Origin of the sequence: Actinomadura sp. 9N407, assembly GCF_044326315.1 — a bacterium.
GTDB lineage: Bacteria > Actinomycetota > Actinomycetes > Streptosporangiales > Streptosporangiaceae > Spirillospora.
Map to the genome: position 1 here is coordinate 78,484 of NZ_JBIRAW010000023.1, position 16,642 is coordinate 95,125.

The 16,642-nt window shown below is 72.4% G+C and carries 15 protein-coding genes; 11 read left to right on the plus strand and 4 right to left on the minus strand.

The genetic code is table 11. The features are described 5' to 3' along the window. The 6 genes from ACH34Q_RS30680 (at window position 1) to ACH34Q_RS30705 (ending at window position 8,061) form a co-directional block, all read left to right on the plus strand. Window positions 1–2,349, plus strand: a complete 2,349-nt coding sequence (locus ACH34Q_RS30680) for a transcriptional regulator (protein WP_395986580.1) — start codon at window positions 1–3, stop codon at window positions 2,347–2,349. A gap of 172 nt (window positions 2,350–2,521) precedes the next feature. Further along, window positions 2,522–3,337: an SAM-dependent methyltransferase gene (locus ACH34Q_RS30685; RefSeq protein ID WP_395986581.1), complete on the plus strand. Its 816-nt coding sequence runs from the start codon at window positions 2,522–2,524 to the stop codon at window positions 3,335–3,337. 139 nt (window positions 3,338–3,476) lie between these two features. Further along, the gene (locus ACH34Q_RS30690) at window positions 3,477–4,916 is read left to right on the plus strand and encodes an SPFH domain-containing protein (RefSeq protein ID WP_395986582.1); all 1,440 of its coding nucleotides are present in this window, start codon (window positions 3,477–3,479) and stop codon (window positions 4,914–4,916) included. 124 nt (window positions 4,917–5,040) lie between these two features. Then, the gene (locus tag ACH34Q_RS30695; RefSeq protein WP_395986583.1) at window positions 5,041–6,057 is read left to right on the plus strand and encodes a LacI family DNA-binding transcriptional regulator; all 1,017 of its coding nucleotides are present in this window, start codon (window positions 5,041–5,043) and stop codon (window positions 6,055–6,057) included. 139 nt (window positions 6,058–6,196) lie between these two features. Continuing rightward, the gene (locus ACH34Q_RS30700) at window positions 6,197–7,153 is read left to right on the plus strand and encodes a pseudouridine-5'-phosphate glycosidase (RefSeq protein WP_395986584.1); all 957 of its coding nucleotides are present in this window, start codon (window positions 6,197–6,199) and stop codon (window positions 7,151–7,153) included. Then, window positions 7,150–8,061 carry a carbohydrate kinase family protein gene (locus tag ACH34Q_RS30705; protein ID WP_395986585.1) on the plus strand — a complete coding sequence of 304 codons (912 nt, stop codon included), beginning with the start codon at window positions 7,150–7,152 and terminating at the stop codon, window positions 8,059–8,061. The genes ACH34Q_RS30700 and ACH34Q_RS30705 overlap by 4 nt, the downstream gene beginning before the upstream one ends. On the opposite strand, the gene ACH34Q_RS30710 is transcribed toward ACH34Q_RS30705, so the two are convergent. Further along, complete coding sequence (locus ACH34Q_RS30710) at window positions 8,040–9,005, minus strand: nucleoside hydrolase (protein ID WP_395986586.1); 966 nt, start codon at window positions 9,003–9,005, stop codon at window positions 8,040–8,042. The two genes, ACH34Q_RS30705 and ACH34Q_RS30710, sit on opposite strands and share 22 nt — an antisense overlap. 19 nt (window positions 9,006–9,024) lie before the next feature. Here ACH34Q_RS30710 and ACH34Q_RS30715 point away from each other — a divergent pair, with 19 nt between their 5' ends. The 4 genes from ACH34Q_RS30715 to ACH34Q_RS30730 all read left to right on the plus strand — a co-directional run bounded on the left by ACH34Q_RS30715 (window position 9,025) and on the right by ACH34Q_RS30730 (window position 13,223). Further along, on the plus strand, window positions 9,025–9,831 hold the full coding sequence (locus ACH34Q_RS30715) for a class I SAM-dependent methyltransferase (protein WP_395986587.1): 807 nt from the start codon (window positions 9,025–9,027) through the stop codon (window positions 9,829–9,831). Between the two features lie 100 nt (window positions 9,832–9,931). Next, complete coding sequence (locus tag ACH34Q_RS30720) at window positions 9,932–10,351, plus strand: DoxX family protein (RefSeq protein WP_395986588.1); 420 nt, start codon at window positions 9,932–9,934, stop codon at window positions 10,349–10,351. A 346-nt stretch (window positions 10,352–10,697) separates the two neighbouring features. Next, window positions 10,698–11,282, plus strand: a complete 585-nt coding sequence (locus tag ACH34Q_RS30725) for a TMEM165/GDT1 family protein (protein ID WP_395986589.1) — start codon at window positions 10,698–10,700, stop codon at window positions 11,280–11,282. Between the two features lie 72 nt (window positions 11,283–11,354). Then, the gene (locus ACH34Q_RS30730) at window positions 11,355–13,223 is read left to right on the plus strand and encodes a potassium transporter TrkA (RefSeq protein WP_395986590.1); all 1,869 of its coding nucleotides are present in this window, start codon (window positions 11,355–11,357) and stop codon (window positions 13,221–13,223) included. A gap of 88 nt (window positions 13,224–13,311) precedes the next feature. On the opposite strand, the gene ACH34Q_RS30735 is transcribed toward ACH34Q_RS30730, so the two are convergent. Further along, complete coding sequence (locus tag ACH34Q_RS30735) at window positions 13,312–14,721, minus strand: amylo-alpha-1,6-glucosidase (RefSeq protein ID WP_395986591.1); 1,410 nt, start codon at window positions 14,719–14,721, stop codon at window positions 13,312–13,314. A gap of 249 nt (window positions 14,722–14,970) precedes the next feature. On the opposite strand from ACH34Q_RS30735, the gene ACH34Q_RS30740 reads away from it, so the two are divergent. Further along, on the plus strand, window positions 14,971–15,777 hold the full coding sequence (locus ACH34Q_RS30740) for an SDR family NAD(P)-dependent oxidoreductase (RefSeq protein WP_395986592.1): 807 nt from the start codon (window positions 14,971–14,973) through the stop codon (window positions 15,775–15,777). A 26-nt stretch (window positions 15,778–15,803) separates the two neighbouring features. Here ACH34Q_RS30740 and ACH34Q_RS30745 read toward each other — a convergent pair whose 3' ends face one another. Beyond that, window positions 15,804–16,229 carry a MerR family transcriptional regulator gene (locus tag ACH34Q_RS30745; RefSeq protein ID WP_395986593.1) on the minus strand — a complete coding sequence of 142 codons (426 nt, stop codon included), beginning with the start codon at window positions 16,227–16,229 and terminating at the stop codon, window positions 15,804–15,806. Continuing rightward, complete coding sequence (locus ACH34Q_RS30750) at window positions 16,226–16,525, minus strand: hypothetical protein (RefSeq protein WP_395986594.1); 300 nt, start codon at window positions 16,523–16,525, stop codon at window positions 16,226–16,228. The genes ACH34Q_RS30745 and ACH34Q_RS30750 overlap by 4 nt, the downstream gene beginning before the upstream one ends. Between the last annotated feature and the right edge of the window lie 117 nt (window positions 16,526–16,642).

Consider the following 16,642-nt stretch of genomic DNA (forward strand, 5'->3'; position numbering starts at 1 on the left):
ATGAACGGCGACGGTGTGACGGCCCGCGAGGGCGAGGTCCGGGTGGGTTCCGGCTACCCGCGCGCTCAGCTGGCCAAGGCGTTCCGCGCGGCCTCCGAGCACGAGGACGAGGCCGCGCGGCTGCGTGCCGAGGCCCGGATCGAGAGCTGGGACCGGGTCCTGGCCGGGATGGCGGACGGCTCGCTGACGATCGGCTCGCGGGCGCCCGTCCGGGGTCTGCCGACCTGGGTGACGCCCGAGGTCGTCCGGGGCGGCTTCGCCACGGGTGAGGCCGCGGCGGGCGGACCGCCGCTGCCGTACGAGATCGAGAAGGCCGAGCGCCTCGGCATCGCCGCCGACCGGCGCGCGCTGTTCTTCCACCACCTCACGGACGCGGGTCTCGCTGAGCTGCAGGAACTGCTGGACAGCGGCCTGTACGAGGTCGACGTCCCGGAGGAGGCGGCGCTGCCCACGGTCGCGTGGCTGCTGCGCGCCGGCGACCGGAACGCGGCGCTGACCCTGCTGGACGAGATCGAGCCGTTCGCCGACCGGCTGCGGTTCACGCCCCGTCCCGTACCGGCCCCGAGTCCCGCACAGGCCGCGAGCCCTGCACGGACTCCGGCCGGGGACGCCGAGATCGTGCACCGGCGGACGGCCGGTGAGACCGTCGCCGCGCTCCGCGGGCGGCTCCCCCAGCCGGCGGTGGCCGCGATGAACGAGGCACTCGGCGTCTGGAACCCGTTCGCCGACGAGTTGCTGGCGCACTGGCTGGAGACCGTGGACGAGGGACGCGTCGCGCGCCTGGAGCCGGACGGCTGGCGGGAACGCGGCGTGGAACTGCTGGAGTGGTACGAGGTCCTCGCGGCCAGGCACACGAGGTGCACCAAGCACCGCAGGCCCAAGGAGAACATCGCGATCCTGCGGACGGCCCTGCAGGAGACCGTCGCGGCACCCCGGGCACGGCCGAGCCGTCCGGGGCTCCTGCAGCACGCGGTGGACTCGATGGTCCGGCGCCGGGGCGCACCCGGTACGGACGAGCACGCCGACCTGCGCGAGCGCCAGCACCAGATCGCCGTCCGCCCCACGCACCACGAGCTGGCGCAGATCCTGGTCGCGCGGCTGGCTCCGCTGCCGCAGGAGAACGGCGTGCCCGCGCCCGAATCGCTGATCGGGCCGGTCACCGAGGAGGAGGCCCTCCGTACGGGCGTGGCCGCGGGCACCGGGATCCCCGCGTCGCTCCGGCAGACCGTGGAGGCCGCGCTCGCCGCCCCCATCGGAACGCTGGTCGAGCGCGGCGTGGTGCCTTCGGCCGAGGTGATGGCGGAGCTCGTTCCGCAGCTGGTGGCCTGGACGACCGCGCAGTCGTACCGGGACGAGGCGCTGCGCGGGCTGATGGCCGCCGCGTACCGCGCGTTCCGCAACCGGCGCTCGCTGCTGCTGCTCCACCTCCAGCACCAGGTCGAGCTCGCCGAGCTGCCCTGGGTACGGGCCGTCCACGAGCACCGGCGCCCCGGCTACGGCTTCCGGAGCGGCTCGCACGCCACGCTGACCAGGCTCGCGGAGCTGGCCCTGCAGGGCTTCCCGGGGACGATCCTGCCCAACCCGCTCATCAGGGAGCTCGGCGAGCTGGCCAAGGCGGCGAACGTCAAGGTGCCGTTCGTGGAGGAGTTGGCGGCCGACATCTTCATGGGCGCGTTCTCCGGCAAGTTCCTGGAGGCGGCGCGGCTGGCCGGAGACCTGCTCGAAGGGACCCTGTACGAGCGGTACTACGGCATCGACTACGCGGCGATCCAGCGGATCGGCGACATCGGCCGGAAGCACGGGCTCGCCGCCCGCACGTCGGATTCGTTCGCCGCCCTGTGCGCCGAGCGCGCCGGGACGAGCCTGGGGAGCCACCGGCCCGCCGAGAACGGGACGGTGATCGAGCAGTCGCAGATCCTCACCACGCACAACCTGGCCGTGCTGGTGCATCCGATCGGTGCCGAGCCGGCCATCGGCTGGGACGGCCTGGCGCGCGGCGCGTTCACGACCGTGTGCCGCCTGGTGACTCAGCTTCACGGGAACCCGCGGCCGCTGGGCACCATCAAGGACGCCGCGTACGCGTGGCGCCAGGCGGTGTTCTTCCTGGCACTGTGCGGCCTGCGTGACCAGATCGCCGTCATCGCCTGGATGCGGGACGAGGCCGAGCGCCGTCCACGCCATGTGGCGGAACGGCTCGAGCCCGTGCTCGACGGTCTCCGCCACGTCCTGGTCGGCGGGAGCCTCGACGAGGACGGCGCGCTCGAAGCCCACCGCACCCGCCGCTTCCTCGGCTGGGACACGGGCCGGCACTGGATGCACGGACTCTCCGACGGGGCCACCCGCCGCTGAGCATCCGCGCCCCGGGAACGTGGCCGATTTGTGAGAATTGTTCGGCTATCAGGGCCATTTCGGGACTAGGCTGAAGACCATTCCGATCACCTCTGGTCACAGCTGGGCACACCGTTCATTCCCGTGACCCTTCGTATCCGTGCGACTCTCCGGATTGGGCAAGGAACCGTCGATGACTGACGAGCAGGCCGCATGGCCGCCGCCGGAACTGGATTTCAGCAAGCCCACCATCGCCCGCGCCTATGACGCGCTGCTGGGCGGCAAGGACAACTTCGCGGTGGACCGCGCCCTGGCAGAGCACGCTATCGCGAACATCCCCGGCCTGGTCGACTCGGCGGTGGAGAACCGCAAGGTCCTGGTACGGGGCGTGCAATGGCTGGCGCAGGAGGCCGGCATCGACCAGTTCCTCGACCTGGGCAGCGGCCTGCCCACGGTCGAGAACACCCACACGGTCGCCCAGTCGGTCAACCCCGACGCCCGCGTGGTCTACGTCGACATCGACCCGCTGGTGCTGGTGCACGGCCGCGCGATCCTCGCCGAGAACACGGTGACGAAGGTCGTCGTCGGTGACGTCCGCGACCCGGCGACCGTCCTGGCCCATGAGGACGTCGCCGGCTTCCTGGACTTCGACCGCCCGATCGCGCTGATGCTCGTCGGCATGCTCCACTACCTGTCGCCCGACGTCGTCGACGATGTCGTCGCCACGCTGCGGGACGCCCTCGTACCGGGCAGCTACCTCTTCATGACCTCGCTCGTCGACACCGGGCTGCCCGCGCAGCAGGAACTGGCCCGCATCACCCGGGAGAACCTCGAAGAGGGCTGGGCGCGTACACCGGCCGAGATCGAGCACCACTTCGGTGACTTCGAGTTGGTGGAGCCGGGCGTCACGTTCACCGCACTGTGGCGGCCGGACCGGGCGGTCGACGCCGGCAACCTCACCCCGGGCGAGCAGCTGGGCATGGCGGGGATCGCGCTCAAGAAGACCTGAGGGCCCCGGACGGCCGAGCCCTCGAACGCCGAGCCCCCGAACGACAAAGCCATCGAAACCGGTTGCGGGCCGTGATCGGCCTCGGCAGACTCGGCGGTGATCACGACCAGCGTGACGACCGACCGAGAGTGGTACGCCGATGAGCGGGGCCGACAAGGGCAACACCTACCTGGAGCAGGTCGTCGCGCAGCAGGCCGTGCTCGAGGACGACCTCAAGTCCAGGCGGAGCCAGTCCCAGCGCGGCGCGCCCCCGTTCCCGCCCGCACCCGCCGGTGCCCCCGGGCAGACCGGCCCGGGCGGGCCGGGAGCGCTGGTCAAGCGGGACCGCGCGCTCGGCGCGGGCGGTTCCGGGCCCGACTCGGGCGGGCCGGGCCCGGTGGACGTCCGGATCAGCGGCTTCTGGCGCTGGAAGAACGTGCTGGTCCCGCCGAACGCGTTCGTGGTGCACACCCGGCGGGGCCGCGAGACGCCGCTGCACATCGGGCTGGGCGTCTCGTTCCGGTTCAACCCGTCCACCGACTCGTTCCTGGTGGTGCCGGGCGCGACCCAGACGATCCTGATCAACGCGTACTGCATCTGCGGGGAGCTGCAGGGTGTCCTGGTGCAGGGGTACGTGCAGTGGATCATCCAGGACTTCTCGATCGCCTACCGCAAGCTGGACTTCGGCGATGACCAGGATCCGATGCGACTGGTGAACCTGCAGCTCAAGGAGCAGGCCGAGGCGGCGATCAAGGACAAGGTCTCGACGATGGGCGTCCGGGACGTGCTGAGCGACAAGCAGCCGATCATCGAGGAGCTGACCGCCCGGCTGCGCGGCGTGGCCGAGGGCGAGGAGAGCGGCGACGAGGGCCTCGGGCTCCGCATCGTCACGGTCCAGATCAAGGAGGCCGTGGTCAGCTCGTCCCGGCTCTGGGAGAACCTCCAGAAGCCGTACCGGGCCGAGCAGGGCCAGCTCGCCCGGCTGGCCGAGCTGCAGGCCGAAGAGGTGATCGCGCAGCGCGAGATGGCGTCCGCCAGTCTCAAGGAGAGCCAGCGCGTCGAGTACGAGCGGGAGCTGGCCGAGCTGCGCGCCCGCAACGAGGCGGCCCGGTTCGACACCGAGGTCGCCGAGAAGCTGCGGCGGACCAAGCGCGAGCACGACGACTCCCGCCAGTTCGCCGAGCTGGAGACCGAGACGACCCGGCACGCGCTGCGGATGGAACGCGACCGGCACGCCGAGGAGGCCGAGACCGGACGGCTCCGGCTGGAGCGGGAGCAGGAGCTCAAGCGCCTCGCCCTGGCCGCCGAGCTGGAGACCGCCCGGGCCAGGGCCGGGTTCCGGCACGAGCAGGCCCTGCAGGAGCTCGAGCGCGACCGGGCCCATGCCGCCATCGAGAACGAGCGCACGCCCGCCAGCGTCCAGGCCGAGCTGATCGCCGCGCTGCCGGGCATCGTGGAGAAGCTGCCCGCACCCGCCGAACTCCGGTCGGTCACCATCGGCGGCACCGACCCCACCAGCGTCGCGGGGCTCGTCGCACAGCTCACCGCCGTCGTCGGAGCCCTCCGCGAGGCCGCGAACGACACCCCACCAGACGCCTGATCCCCGGCTCCACCGCCCGCCCGCCCCGGCCGCCCGCGAGCGGCTATCATCACGGGGTCCATCGGGCGAAACCGCTGGACAGACGGCGTTACCGAGCTGTCAGGTGGGAGGTTCCGTGCGGTCGGTGAAGCGGACGACCGCGGCCGATGTGGCCCGCCGCGCGCAGGTGTCCACCGCGACGGTGTCGCTCATCGTCAACGGCAAGGCCGAGGGGCGGGTCTCGCCCGGGACCCGCGACCGCGTGCTGGCCGCGGTGGACGAGCTCGGCTACCGGGTCGACGCGGTCGCCCGCGATCTGGCGACCGGGCGCCGGCACAGCGTGGCGCTGGTGGTCCCCGACATCGCCAACCCGTACTTCTCCCACCTCACCCAGGGTGTGGCGGGCCGGCTCGGCGGCGGCTACCAGCTCTGCCTGGTCATCGCCGACCCGGCGCACGACCCGCGCCCGGCCGGGCTGGACCGGATCGTCGGCGAGCGGGTCGACGGCATCCTCGCCGAGGCGCCCGCCGTCGATCTGATCCGCCGGCTCGACGGCCGTACCCCGCTGGTCGTGCTCGACCGCCCGTCGCCCGGCTGGGACTCCCCGTACGTCGGCTTCGCGCTGTCCGAGGGCGCGACCGCGCTGATCGACCACCTGCTGGACCTCGGTCACGACCAGATCGGCTACCTCGATGCCGACATCGGCGTGCCGACCTTCAAGGCCCGGCGTGCCTGCATGGACGACCGCCTGCGCGCCGTCACCGGGCACGGTTTCACCGGTCCGGACGTCCAGGCGCGGACCGACATCGACGCGGCGGCCGAGGCGTTCACCGCCCATTGGGACGGCTGGCGCGCGGCCGGGGTCACGGCGCTCGTCTGCGCGGCCGACGTCCAGGCCTACGGGGTCCTGCGCGCCGCCGCGCGGCTCGGTGCGGCGGTGCCCGGCGAGCTGTCGGTCGCCGCGTTCGACGACCTGCCGTTCTCGGCGCTGGTCAGCCCGCCGCTGACGACGGTGAAGCTCTCGGCGTTCGACCTCGGCCATCGCGCGGCCGGCCTGCTGCTGGGGCTGATGGAGGGACGGCCGCTGGACGGCGCCGTACCGCTGCTCCCCGCGAGCCTCCAGGTGAGGGGCACCACCGCCCCGCCCAAGCCCGCCCGGTAGGCACAGCACCCCTTGCGGCACGTTCTCGGGTCCGTCAGGCGCGCCCTCGTGACAGCGGGACGAGGCGTTCGGTCACATGATCGTGTCAGCTCCGTCAAGCGCTTTACTCCAGGGCATTCGTCCCGCTACCGTGCGGCCGGTGAGCGATCTGGGAACTGTGAGTGTAAGGACCGGCGGGCCGATCGTCGCGTCGGAGGAGGTCGCCGAAGCGCTCGCCGCCGGGCGGCCGGTCGTCGCGCTGGAATCGACGATCATCGCCCATGGCCTGCCCCGCCCCCGCAACCTCGAGGTGGCGCGGGAACTGGAGGACGGGCTGCGCGAGGCCGGGGTCGTCCCCGCCACCGTCGGTGTGGTCGGCGGCCGCCCGCTGGTGGGCATGTCACCGGCCGACCTGGAGCGGATGGCGACCGGCGACGACGTCGCCAAGGCCAGCGTGCGCGACCTGCCCGTCGCGATGGCGACCGGAGCCGACGCCGCGACCACGGTCGCCGCCACCGCGTACCTGGCCCGCCGCGCCGGGGTCCGGGTGTTCGCCACCGGCGGGCTCGGCGGCGTGCATCGCGGCGCTTCCGGCACCTTCGACGAGTCCGCCGACCTGCCCACGCTCGCCCGTACGCCGATCACCGTGGTCTGCGCCGGGGTCAAGTCGATCCTGGACGTGGCCGCCACCCTGGAACGCCTGGAGACCCTCGGGGTCACCGTCGTCGGCTACGGCACGGACCGCTTCCCCGGCTTCTACCTCTCCGAGTCCGGGCACTCGATCGACTGGCAGGCCGGCGAACCCGGCACCATCGCCGGAATGATGGCCGCCGCGGACGACCTCGACCTCGATTCGGCGATCGTGGTGGCCAACCCGCTGCCCGAGGCCGAGCAGCTCGACCCGGCACTGCACGACCGGATCCTTGCGGAGGCCCTCGCCGCGGCCGACCGTGAGGGCCTGCACGGCAAGCCGGTCACGCCGTTCCTGCTGGACTACTTCCAGCGGGCGTCCGAGGGGGCCAGCCTGGAGGCCAACGTCCGGGCCGTACGGTCCAACGTGGCCCTGGCGGCGCGGATCGCGCTGGCCTGGTCCCCGGGCGGGCGCCCGAACCGATGACGGTTCTGGTGGTCGGTGACGTGATCGACGACATCGTCGTCCGGCCGCTGCGCGGGGTCACCGCCGACAGCGATACCCCGTCCGCGATCACCGCCTGCCCGGGCGGCTCGGGCGCCAACCAGGCGGCCTGGCTCGGCGTGCTCGGTACGGACGTGCGGTTCGCCGGCCGGGCCGGCGCGGCCGACGTCGACGCGCACACGGCGGCGCTGGCCGCGGCCGGTGTGGACGCGCGGCTGGCCGCCGACCCGGGCACCGCCACCGGCCGGATCGTGGTGCTGGCCGAGGGCGGGCGCCGTGACATGTACACCGATCGCGGCGCGAACCTCAACCTCTCACCCGCCGACCTGCCCGACGACCTGCTCGACGGGGTCCGGCTGCTGCACGTCTCCGGCTACTCGCTGTTCCATCCGGGCGTACGGGACGCGGTCGGCGGGCTCATGCGGCGGGCCCGCGAGCGCGGCGTCGACACCTCCGTCGATCCCGGTTCGGCGGCGTTCCTCGCGCACACCGGCGCGGAGGCGTTCCGGGCCTGGGCCCGCGGCGCCCGGCTGATCTTCCCCAATTTGGACGAGGGACGGCAGCTGACCGGCGAGCACGCCCCGTCCGACGTCGCGGCGGCCCTGGCCACGGACCATGCCGTGGTGGCCCTCAAACTCGGCGCGGACGGCGTGCTGATCGCCGCGGGCGACGGTACGCGGTTCCGGCTCCCCAGCCCGCCGGCCGAGGTCGTCGACCCGACGGGGGCGGGCGACGCGTTCTGTGCCGGATTCCTGACGGCGTGGGCGTCGGACCGTTCACTGGAGGACTGCGCCGGAAGCGGGCTCGCCGCCGCCGCGTCCGCCATCGCCGCCGTCGGCGCCCGCCCGCACCTCAGCCCGCCCGCACCTCAATCCGACAGGGCGCCCTGATCGGATAGAACCCGTACCGCGTCGAGCATGAGGTCCCAGAACCGGCCGCTGTCCAGCTCCAGCGCCACCTGGACGTTGGCCGGGGCGCCCGTCACGCCGTGCAGGTCGACGACCGTGGCACCGCGTGTGTGCTCCCCGGCCAGCTCCACGGCCACCGGCGCCTCGACGCACCGCACCACGTCCGGGTCGATGATCGCCGCGATCGCCACCGGGTCGTGCACGGGCGGCGCGGGCATCCCGTACACCTTCTCGTACGTTCCCGCGAAGAACCGCAGGAGACCGCCGAGCGTCGCGGGCAGCAGCCCGCCGATGGACCGGAGCCGCTCGAACACCTCGGGCGTGGCCAGCGCCTGATGCGTCACGTCCAGCCCGCACATCACCAGCGGAAGGCCGCAGCGCAGGACGCGATCGGCGGCCTCCGGATCGGTGTGGACGTTGAACTCGGCCAGCGGCGTGGTGTTGCCGCGCCCGGCGCTGCCGCCCATGAAGACGATCCGTTCGATCCGCGGCTTCAGATCGGGCCGCCGCTCCAGCAGCGTCGCGACGTTGGTGAGCGGTCCGGTGGCCGCGATCGTCACGGGCCGTTCCGATTCCTCCAGCAGCCGCGCGATGACCGTGACCGCGTCCTCGTCCGCCAAGGGCACCGTCGGCTCGGGCAGCGGAGCACCGTCGAGCCCGGTCTTTCCATGGATGTTCGGCGCGGTACGCCGGTCGCCCAGCAGCGCGCGATCGGCTCCCGCGGCCACCACGGTGCCGTCGAGCCCGGCCAGCGTGCAGATCCGCCGCGCGTTCTCGGTGACCGCGTCCAGCGGCCCGTTCCCCGCCACGGTCGTCACCGCCAGCAGGTCGATCCCCGGATGCGCCGCCGCCAGCAGGATCGCGAACATGTCGTCATGCCCGGGGTCGCAGTCGAGGACGAGGGGCACGCAAAACGAGTCGATCACCGCTCCATTATGTGCTGGCATGGACCGCATGGAACAGGAGATCGGCGACTACTACGGCCTCGGCAAGGAGCGCGCCCGCCTGCGGGACGATCCCCCCGGCCTGCTGGAACTGCTGAGGACCCGGGACGTCCTGTGCCGGGAGATGCCCCCGCCGCCCGCCCGCGTCCTCGACGTCGGCGGCGGGCCCGGCGTCCATGCCGAATGGCTGACCGCCGCCGGCTACACGGTCGAGCTGATCGACCCCGTTCCCCTGCACGTCGAGCAGGCCGCGCGGATCCCCGGGGTCACCGCCTCGGTCGGCGATGCCCGGGAACTCGCCGCCGCATCGGCGTCCCAGGACGTCGTCCTGATGCTCGGGCCGCTGTACCACCTGCTCGATCGCGCGGACCGCCTGCGCGCCTGGCGCGAGGCCCTGCGCGTCGTACGGCCCGGGGGCCTGGTGGCGGCGGCGACCATCAGCAGGTTCGCCTCCATGTACAGCGGCATCCGGGACGGGATGCTCGACGATCCCCGTTTCCGGAAGGTCGTCCAAGGAGCCCTGGAGAACGGCGAGCACCACCCGCCGCCCGACACTCCGTGGTTCACCACCGCGTACTTCCACCACCCGGACGAGCCCGTCGCCGAAGCGCGCGATGCGGGGCTGGAACCGCTCGGCTCGTACAGCCTGGAGGGCGCCGCGTGGATGATGTCCGACGCCGACATCCGGAGTCGGCTCGACGATCCGGAACGGCGCGAGAACCTCATGTGGGGGCTGCGCCAGGTCGAACGCGATCCCGCCCTGCTGGGCATCAGCTCGCACTTCCTCACCCTCGCTCGTAGGGTCTGAGCTGCGCGGACAAGAATTCTCCGAAAAAGTCCGGCGAGATGTCGTTCTGGGGTCGGGTGACTCGACGTGTAGGTGAAGGCAACCTACCGAGGAGAGAACAATGGCCGCCATCACGCAGACCACCGCCCCCGCCCGGTCCACCGGCCGGGCGCTGCGCCGCACCCTCTGGGGAGCCCAGATCCTGCTGGCGTCCTTCCTGCTGTTCGCCTCGGCGCTGCCCAAGTTCGCCGGGCAGCAGGACGCGATCGAGACGTTCGCCAAGATCGGCTGGGGCGACTGGTTCCGGTACGTGACCGCCGTCGTCGAGGCCGCCGGCGCGATCGGCCTGGTGATCCCCCGGCTGGCGGGCGCCGCCGCGACCGCCCTGATCGGGCTGATGATCGGTGCCGCGCTCACCCAGATCCTGGTGCTGGAGCCCGCCTGGGCCCTGATGCCCGTCGTGTTCGGCGTGATCTTCGCCCTGATCGGCTGGCAGCGCCGCGAGGACACCAAGGCCCTCGTGCACGGCCTGAAGCGCTGACCCCGTACGAGCGAAAGCCCGTACGGGCGAGACCGCCCGGTCAAGCCCCCGTCACCCGGCGGGGGCTTGAGGCCGTCCCGGCCCGCCGGGTCCTTGATCTCTTCGGGTAGTGTGGTCGCGGCGAAGGGGAGTAGTCCCGACCGCTGAGAGGTCGACATACTGGCGCGAGCCCGGCCCTCAGGCTGTGACCTGGTCACGGTGGACGAGACCTTCGGTCTGGTAAGGCAGTGCCCGGTCCCACGACCGGGCGCGTACGTCATGCCGGGCCGAGCGGTCCTCTCCTCCCTCCGGGTGGCGTGTCGACGGGCCGCTCAGGCCCGGCCCTGAAGGGAAGGGCCCCGACCCGATGTCTTTCAACCTCGCGACGTTCGCCACCGCGTTCGCCGTCATCTTCCTGGCCGAGCTGCCGGACAAGACGATGTTCGCCTCGCTGGCGATGGGTACCCGGATGCGCCCGCTGTGGGTCTGGTTCGGTACGTCGACCGCCTTCGTGGTGCACGTGGGGGTGGCGGTGGCGGCCGGCAGCGTGTTCTCGTTGCTGCCCAAGCCGCTGGTCCAGGTCGTGGCGGCGGCGCTGTTCGCGTTCGGCGCGTACACGCTGCTGCGCGGCGGCGACGACGATGAGGACGAGGACGGCGAGGCCAAGCAGGTCACCGGCCTCTGGCCGACGTTCCTGACCGCGTTCACCGTCGTCTTCATCAGCGAGTGGGGCGATCTCACCCAGATCACCACCGCCAACCTCGCCGCCACCCAGAGCCCCCTGCCCGTCGCGCTGGGCGCCCTGCTCGCCCTGGTGTCGGTGTCGGCGCTGGCACTGATCGCGGGCCGGTTCATCGCCGAGCGGGTCCCGCTGAAGATCGTCCAGCGGATCGGCGGGCTGGTGATGGTCGCGCTGGCGATCTGGTCGCTGAGTGAGGCGATCTTGGGCTGAACGGTGCCCGCCTTACCCCGGTTTCCGGCAAGATGGCCGCGGGTCTACTCGGGGGAGGTCCGTCCGTTGCGGGTGAGCCGGCGTGAGCGCGTGCGGTACTGGTTCGACAACACCATGGCCAAGGGCACCTCTGCGCTGATCGGCTGGCTCGGGCTGGCCTCGGGTGCCCTCATCCTGGTGGTGACCCTGCTGTCGGTGCTGCTCGCCCCCGGTGATACCGAGCGCCACGGCAGCTGGCCCGGCGTGGTGTGGCGCAGCCTGCTGCGCACCCTCGACCCGGGGACGATGGGCGACGACGAGGGCACGGCGCCGTTCCTCGCGCTGATGCTGCTGGCCACGATCGGCGGCATCTTCCTGGTCAGCTCGCTGATCGGCGTGCTCACCACCGGACTCGAAGGCAAGATCGCCGAGCTGCGCAAGGGCCGGTCCCGGATCGTCGAGCGCGGCCACACCGTCGTGCTGGGCTGGTCCGACCAGGTCTTCACGGTGATCGCCGAGCTGGTCGAGGCCAACCAGAGCCGGCGCCGGTCCTGCGTGGCGATCCTGGCCGACCGCGACCGGATCGACATGGAGGAGGCGATCCGGTCCGCCGTCGGCGACCTCGGCCGGACCCGGGTCGTGTGCCGGCGCGGCGATCCGCTCAAGGTCGCCGACCTGGAGCTGGTCAGCCCCGGTACGGCCCGTTCGATCATGGTGCTCTCGCCGCCGGTGGCCGACGCCGACAACCATGTGATCAAGGTGCTGCTCTCGCTGGGCGCCCGGCGCTGGGACGACGCCCGCCCGCATGTCGTCGCGGCCGTGCACGACTCGGCCAACCTCCCCGCGGCCCGGCTGGCCGGCGGCGAGTCCGCGCACGTCATCGACGCCGACGACATCGCCATCCAGCTGATCGTGCAGTCGCACCGCCAGTCCGGGCTGTCCACGGTCTGCACCGATCTGCTCAACTACCAGGGCCACGAGTTCTACATGCGCCCGGAACCGGCGCTCGTCGGCATCACGTACGGCCAGGCCCTCACCGCGTACGAGCTCGGCATCCCGGTCGGACTGCGCCGCTCCGACGGCAGGGTCGCGGTCAACCCGCCGCACGACACCGTGATCGGAGCCGATGACGAGGTGGTCCTGCTGGCCGAGGACGACCTGCTCATCCGGCTGGCCGACGGCCCGGTCCCGATCGCGGAGGATGCGATCAGCACCGCGGCGCCCCGCTTCCGGGGCCCGGAACGCACCCTGCTCATGGGCTGGAACGAGCGGGCCCCGAAGATCATCAAGCTGCTGGACGCGTTCGTCGAGCCCGGCTCCGAACTGGTCATCGCGGCCCGCTGCCCGGACGACCCGAGCGAGTCGTTCACCTGCCTGGACAACATCAAGGTCGGCTTCGTCCGCTGCGACCCGACCGACCGGACCCGGCTGGAGGACCTGGACGTCGGGATGTACCAGAAGATCATCGTGCTGGGCGACACCGCCCAGGACCCGCAGCGCGCCGACGCCCGCACCCTGGTCACGCTGCTGCACCTGCGCGACATGGAGGAGACCCTGGGCGATCCGTTCTCCATCGTCAGCGAGATCAACGACGATGCCAACCGGGAGGTCGCCCAGGTCACCAAGGCCGACGACTTCGTGGTCAGCGACAAGCTGATCAGCCTGATGCTCACCCAGCTCAGCGAGAACCGCCATCTGCACGACGTCTTCACCGACCTGCTGGACCCCGAGGGCTCCGAGCTCTACCTCAAGCCCGCCGGCGGCTACCTGCGCCCGGGCGCCGCCGCCGACTTCGCCACGATCATCGAGGCCGCCCGCCGCCGCGGCGAGACCGCCCTCGGCTACCGCGTGCACCGGCGGTTCCACGAACCGCCGTCGTACGGCGTCGTCCTCAACCCGGCCAAGACCGCGCCGCTCACCCTCACCGCCCACGACTGCGTGATCGTCCTCGCCGAAGACTAAGCCTCACGTTGACTCGTGGCGTGTTCGCCTCCACAGGCGATGCCAGAAGCGAACACGCCACGAGTCAACGGGGAGTGGCGTCCGCGTGTCAGGCGCTGAAGACCAGGTCCAGGGCTACGGCGGCGGTCCAGGACTGGGGGCGGGCGCCGAGGGCCTCGCCGGTGAACGGGTGGTAGTACTCGGCGAACAGGCCGTCGGAGAGCTGGTCGAGCGCGGAGGCGCGCAGGACGGCGGCGGACTCGGGCTCGCCCGAACGCTCCAGGCCCCAGATGAGCAGCCACGTCATCGGCGGCCACTGCGGGCCGCGCCAGTAGCGGGCCGGGTCGAAGGCGGCGGAGGACGGGCTGGTGCTCGGCGGCAGGGCGGTGGCCAGGGCGGGGTGGCCGCACCAGCCGGGCGAGAACAGCGTGTCGACCAGCCGGCGCCGGACGGCCGGGGCCAGACCGCCGCTCAGCAGCGGGGCGAAGCCGGCGATGGTCTCGGTACGGAGCGTACGGCCGGTGCGCAGGTCGAGGTCGGCGGCGAAGCCGTCCCCGTCGGTGGTGCCGGCGACGCCACGGCGGAAGCGGTCGGCGTGGCCGATCAGCTCGTCCATGCCGGGCAGGGCCAGCTCGTCGGCGACGGTGGCCAGCTCCTCGGCGGCGGCGGCGAAGATCGCGCTGGACAGCACGTCGGCGACCCGGAAGCTGAGCGACGCGCGGGCGAGGGCGTCGTCGTAGCGGGCCTGCCGGAGCTCCTCGATCAGCCACTGGTAGCGGGTGTAGTCGAGGTCGGTGGGCCGCTGCGCGGCACCGCCGCCGAGGGCGTCGAGGGCGTGCACGTCGGCGCGGACGAACGGGACGAACGAGGCGGGCGGGACGACGGCGGCGTACGGGGCGTCCCAGCGGGGCGAGTTGTCCAGCCCGCTCTCCCAGCCGTGGTAGATCGTCAGGAGGCCGCGGTGCTCGGGATCGCGCTGCTCGGCGAGGTAGCGGTGCCAGGCCAGCAGGCGGGGCCAGAGGGCACGGATGCGTTCGATTGCCGACCGGCGCTCGGCGGGGCCGGCCCGGAGGGCGGCGTCCAGGATGCGGCGGATCGCGATGCCGTGGACCGGCGGCTGCATCAGGCCGCTGGTGGCGGCGCCTTCGGGGGCGTCGGCGCAGAGGTCGCGGCAGGCCCAGCGCTCGGGGCCGGGCTCGTACGAGGCGTCGCCGTCGGAGAACACGATGTGCGGGACCATGCCGTTGCGCCACTGGGCCGCGAGCAGGGTCTCCATCTCGGTCAGCGCACGGGCGGGGGACAGGCGGGCCAGCCCGATGGCGATGAACGCGGCGTCCCAGCTCCACATGTGGGGATACAGCCCCGGCGCGGCCACGGTGAGGCGCCCGCGGTCGTTCCCGCGCAGCGCGTACGCCGCGCGGGCGGCGGTCTCCATGTCGGTGAGAGCGCCGTGCCGCCGGGCGATCCGGTTGACCTGTGGCCGGCGGGGACGTGCCTCCGCCGGGGGGATTGCAGCCACGAAGCTCCTAGTGGTCGCGCCCGCCGGTCGGCGGGCACTCGGTCCGTGGGGCCGGATGCCTTGCACGTAACCCGCACGTAACACCAATGCAACATACCCGCCAAGTCGGGGTGCTGACAGTGGCGAAAGGGCAGGTGAGCCGACCCCTACCCAGGTGATCGTTCCGCACTGCAACCGGACCGCCCCGGCCGGGGTTCTGGCTGTCGAGATCAACGCGAACGATGAACCACCACTGAGGAATGAGCTGACATGGATCTGCGTCTGAGCGGCAAGGTCGCCGTCGTCACCGGTGCGTCCAAGGGGATCGGGCTGGCCGTCACCCGCACGCTGCTGGAAGAGGGCGCCCAGGTGGTCGCCGCCTCCCGTACCGCCGGGCCCGACCTGGAGGCCCTCGCCGGGCCCGCCCTCGTGCACGTTCCCGTGGACCTGATGGACCCCGCCACGCCCGCGCTGGTCGTGGAGCGCGCGGTGGAGGCGTTCGGCGGGCTGGACATCCTGGTCAACAACGCCGGCGGCCCGCCGCCCGGCGTGACCCTGCCGAGGTTCGGGTTCCTGACCCCGACCGATGACGACTGGCGCGAGATGTTCGAGTTCAACCTGTTCTCGGCCGTACGGGCCAGCCGCGCGGCCATTCCGCACCTGATCACCAGGGGCGGCGGCGCGATCGTCAACGTCTCCAGCGGGAACGCCCGCCGGCCGGCGCCGATGAACCACGACTACAACGCGGCGAAGGCGGGCCTGAACAACCTGACCAAGGCGCTGTCGGAGGAGTTCGGGCCGCAGGGCATCCGGGTCAACTGCGTGTCGGCCGGGCCCGTCCGTACGGACTGGTGGACCAAGGACGGCGGCGCGGCCGACGTGATCGGGGCGCAGGCGGGCGCCGACCGTACGGCCGTGATCGAGAAGGTGGCACCGGAGATGATGGGCCTGACCACCGGCCGGCTGGTCGAGCCGCAGGAGATCGCCGACGCGGTCGTCCTGCTGGCCTCGCCGCGTTCGGGCAGCACCACGGGCGCGGACTTCGTGGTCGACTCCGGCTTCCTGAAGGAGATCTGACCTCTGACGGAGATCTGGCAGCGGTCCTAGTCCAGGGGACGATCGCCGTCCGGGAACGGGATCGGGCAGTGCGGCTCGTGTGAGCATGCGACCAGGTCGTCGCAGCCTGCGGCGAGCGCGGCCCGCAGCGTCGCGGCGACCCCGGCCAGCTCGGCGATCTCGGACTCCACCTCGGCCAGCTTGGCGCGTGCCCGTTCCCGCAGGTCAGGACCAGTCCTGCGGGAACGGGCCGGGCCGGTGTCCAGCAGCTCGGCCACCTCGCCGAGGGTGAACCCGAGGCGCTGGGCCGTCTTGATGACGCGGAGCACGGTCACCGCCTCCGCCGGATACAGCCGGTGCCCGCCCAGCGTGCGTTCCGGCTCGGCGAGCAGGCCGCGGCGCTCGTAGTAGCGCAGCGTCTGCGGGTTCACCCCGGCGGCCGCCGCGACCTGCCCGCTGCGGAGCCCGGTCATGAGAGGGCGTCCGGTCCCGCGACGGCGTTCAGGGCGTCCCGATACCGGTCGGGTACGGAGATCTCCAGTGTCAGCCCACCGGCCGTGGCCGTGAGGGTGAACGTGAAGAAGGAGCAGCAGCCGGTCTCCAGCACCATCAGTTCCGCTACATGGGAGGCCCTCGTCGGGTCGATGACCAGGCGGAGTAGGGTCGGCGACGGCCGCGACACGTCCGCTTCCGCGAGGAGGGCGCCGAACTCCGCCAGCCGTGGCGGGCGCTCGGCGGGAGGCAGGGTGCATACCTGGTTCAGGTCCATGTACCGACGCTAACCCCGTACCTCGGTACCGGATGCAACCGTTCGCGGCCGGCCCGCGTCCGAAGAGCGATCGAAGATCAAGTTCGCCCCTGGGGGCAAGGTGCCGCTGCGCGAGCC

Bases quoted from the DNA above. Each gene is read 5' to 3' on its own strand.
- ACH34Q_RS30680 (WP_395986580.1), top strand. From the start codon at position 1: ATGAACGGCGACGGTGTGACGGCCCGCGAGGGCGAGGTCCGGGTGGGT.
- ACH34Q_RS30685 (WP_395986581.1), top strand. From the start codon at position 2,522: ATGACTGACGAGCAGGCCGCATGGCCGCCGCCGGAACTGGATTTCAGC.
- ACH34Q_RS30690 (WP_395986582.1), top strand. From the start codon at position 3,477: ATGAGCGGGGCCGACAAGGGCAACACCTACCTGGAGCAGGTCGTCGCG.
- ACH34Q_RS30705 (WP_395986585.1), top strand. From the start codon at position 7,150: ATGACGGTTCTGGTGGTCGGTGACGTGATCGACGACATCGTCGTCCGG.
- ACH34Q_RS30715 (WP_395986587.1), top strand. From the start codon at position 9,025: ATGGACCGCATGGAACAGGAGATCGGCGACTACTACGGCCTCGGCAAG.
- ACH34Q_RS30720 (WP_395986588.1), top strand. From the start codon at position 9,932: ATGGCCGCCATCACGCAGACCACCGCCCCCGCCCGGTCCACCGGCCGG.
- ACH34Q_RS30725 (WP_395986589.1), top strand. From the start codon at position 10,698: ATGTCTTTCAACCTCGCGACGTTCGCCACCGCGTTCGCCGTCATCTTC.
- ACH34Q_RS30740 (WP_395986592.1), top strand. From the start codon at position 14,971: ATGGATCTGCGTCTGAGCGGCAAGGTCGCCGTCGTCACCGGTGCGTCC.
- ACH34Q_RS30745 (WP_395986593.1), bottom strand. From the start codon at position 16,229: ATGACCGGGCTCCGCAGCGGGCAGGTCGCGGCGGCCGCCGGGGTGAAC.
- ACH34Q_RS30750 (WP_395986594.1), bottom strand. From the start codon at position 16,525: ATGGACCTGAACCAGGTATGCACCCTGCCTCCCGCCGAGCGCCCGCCA.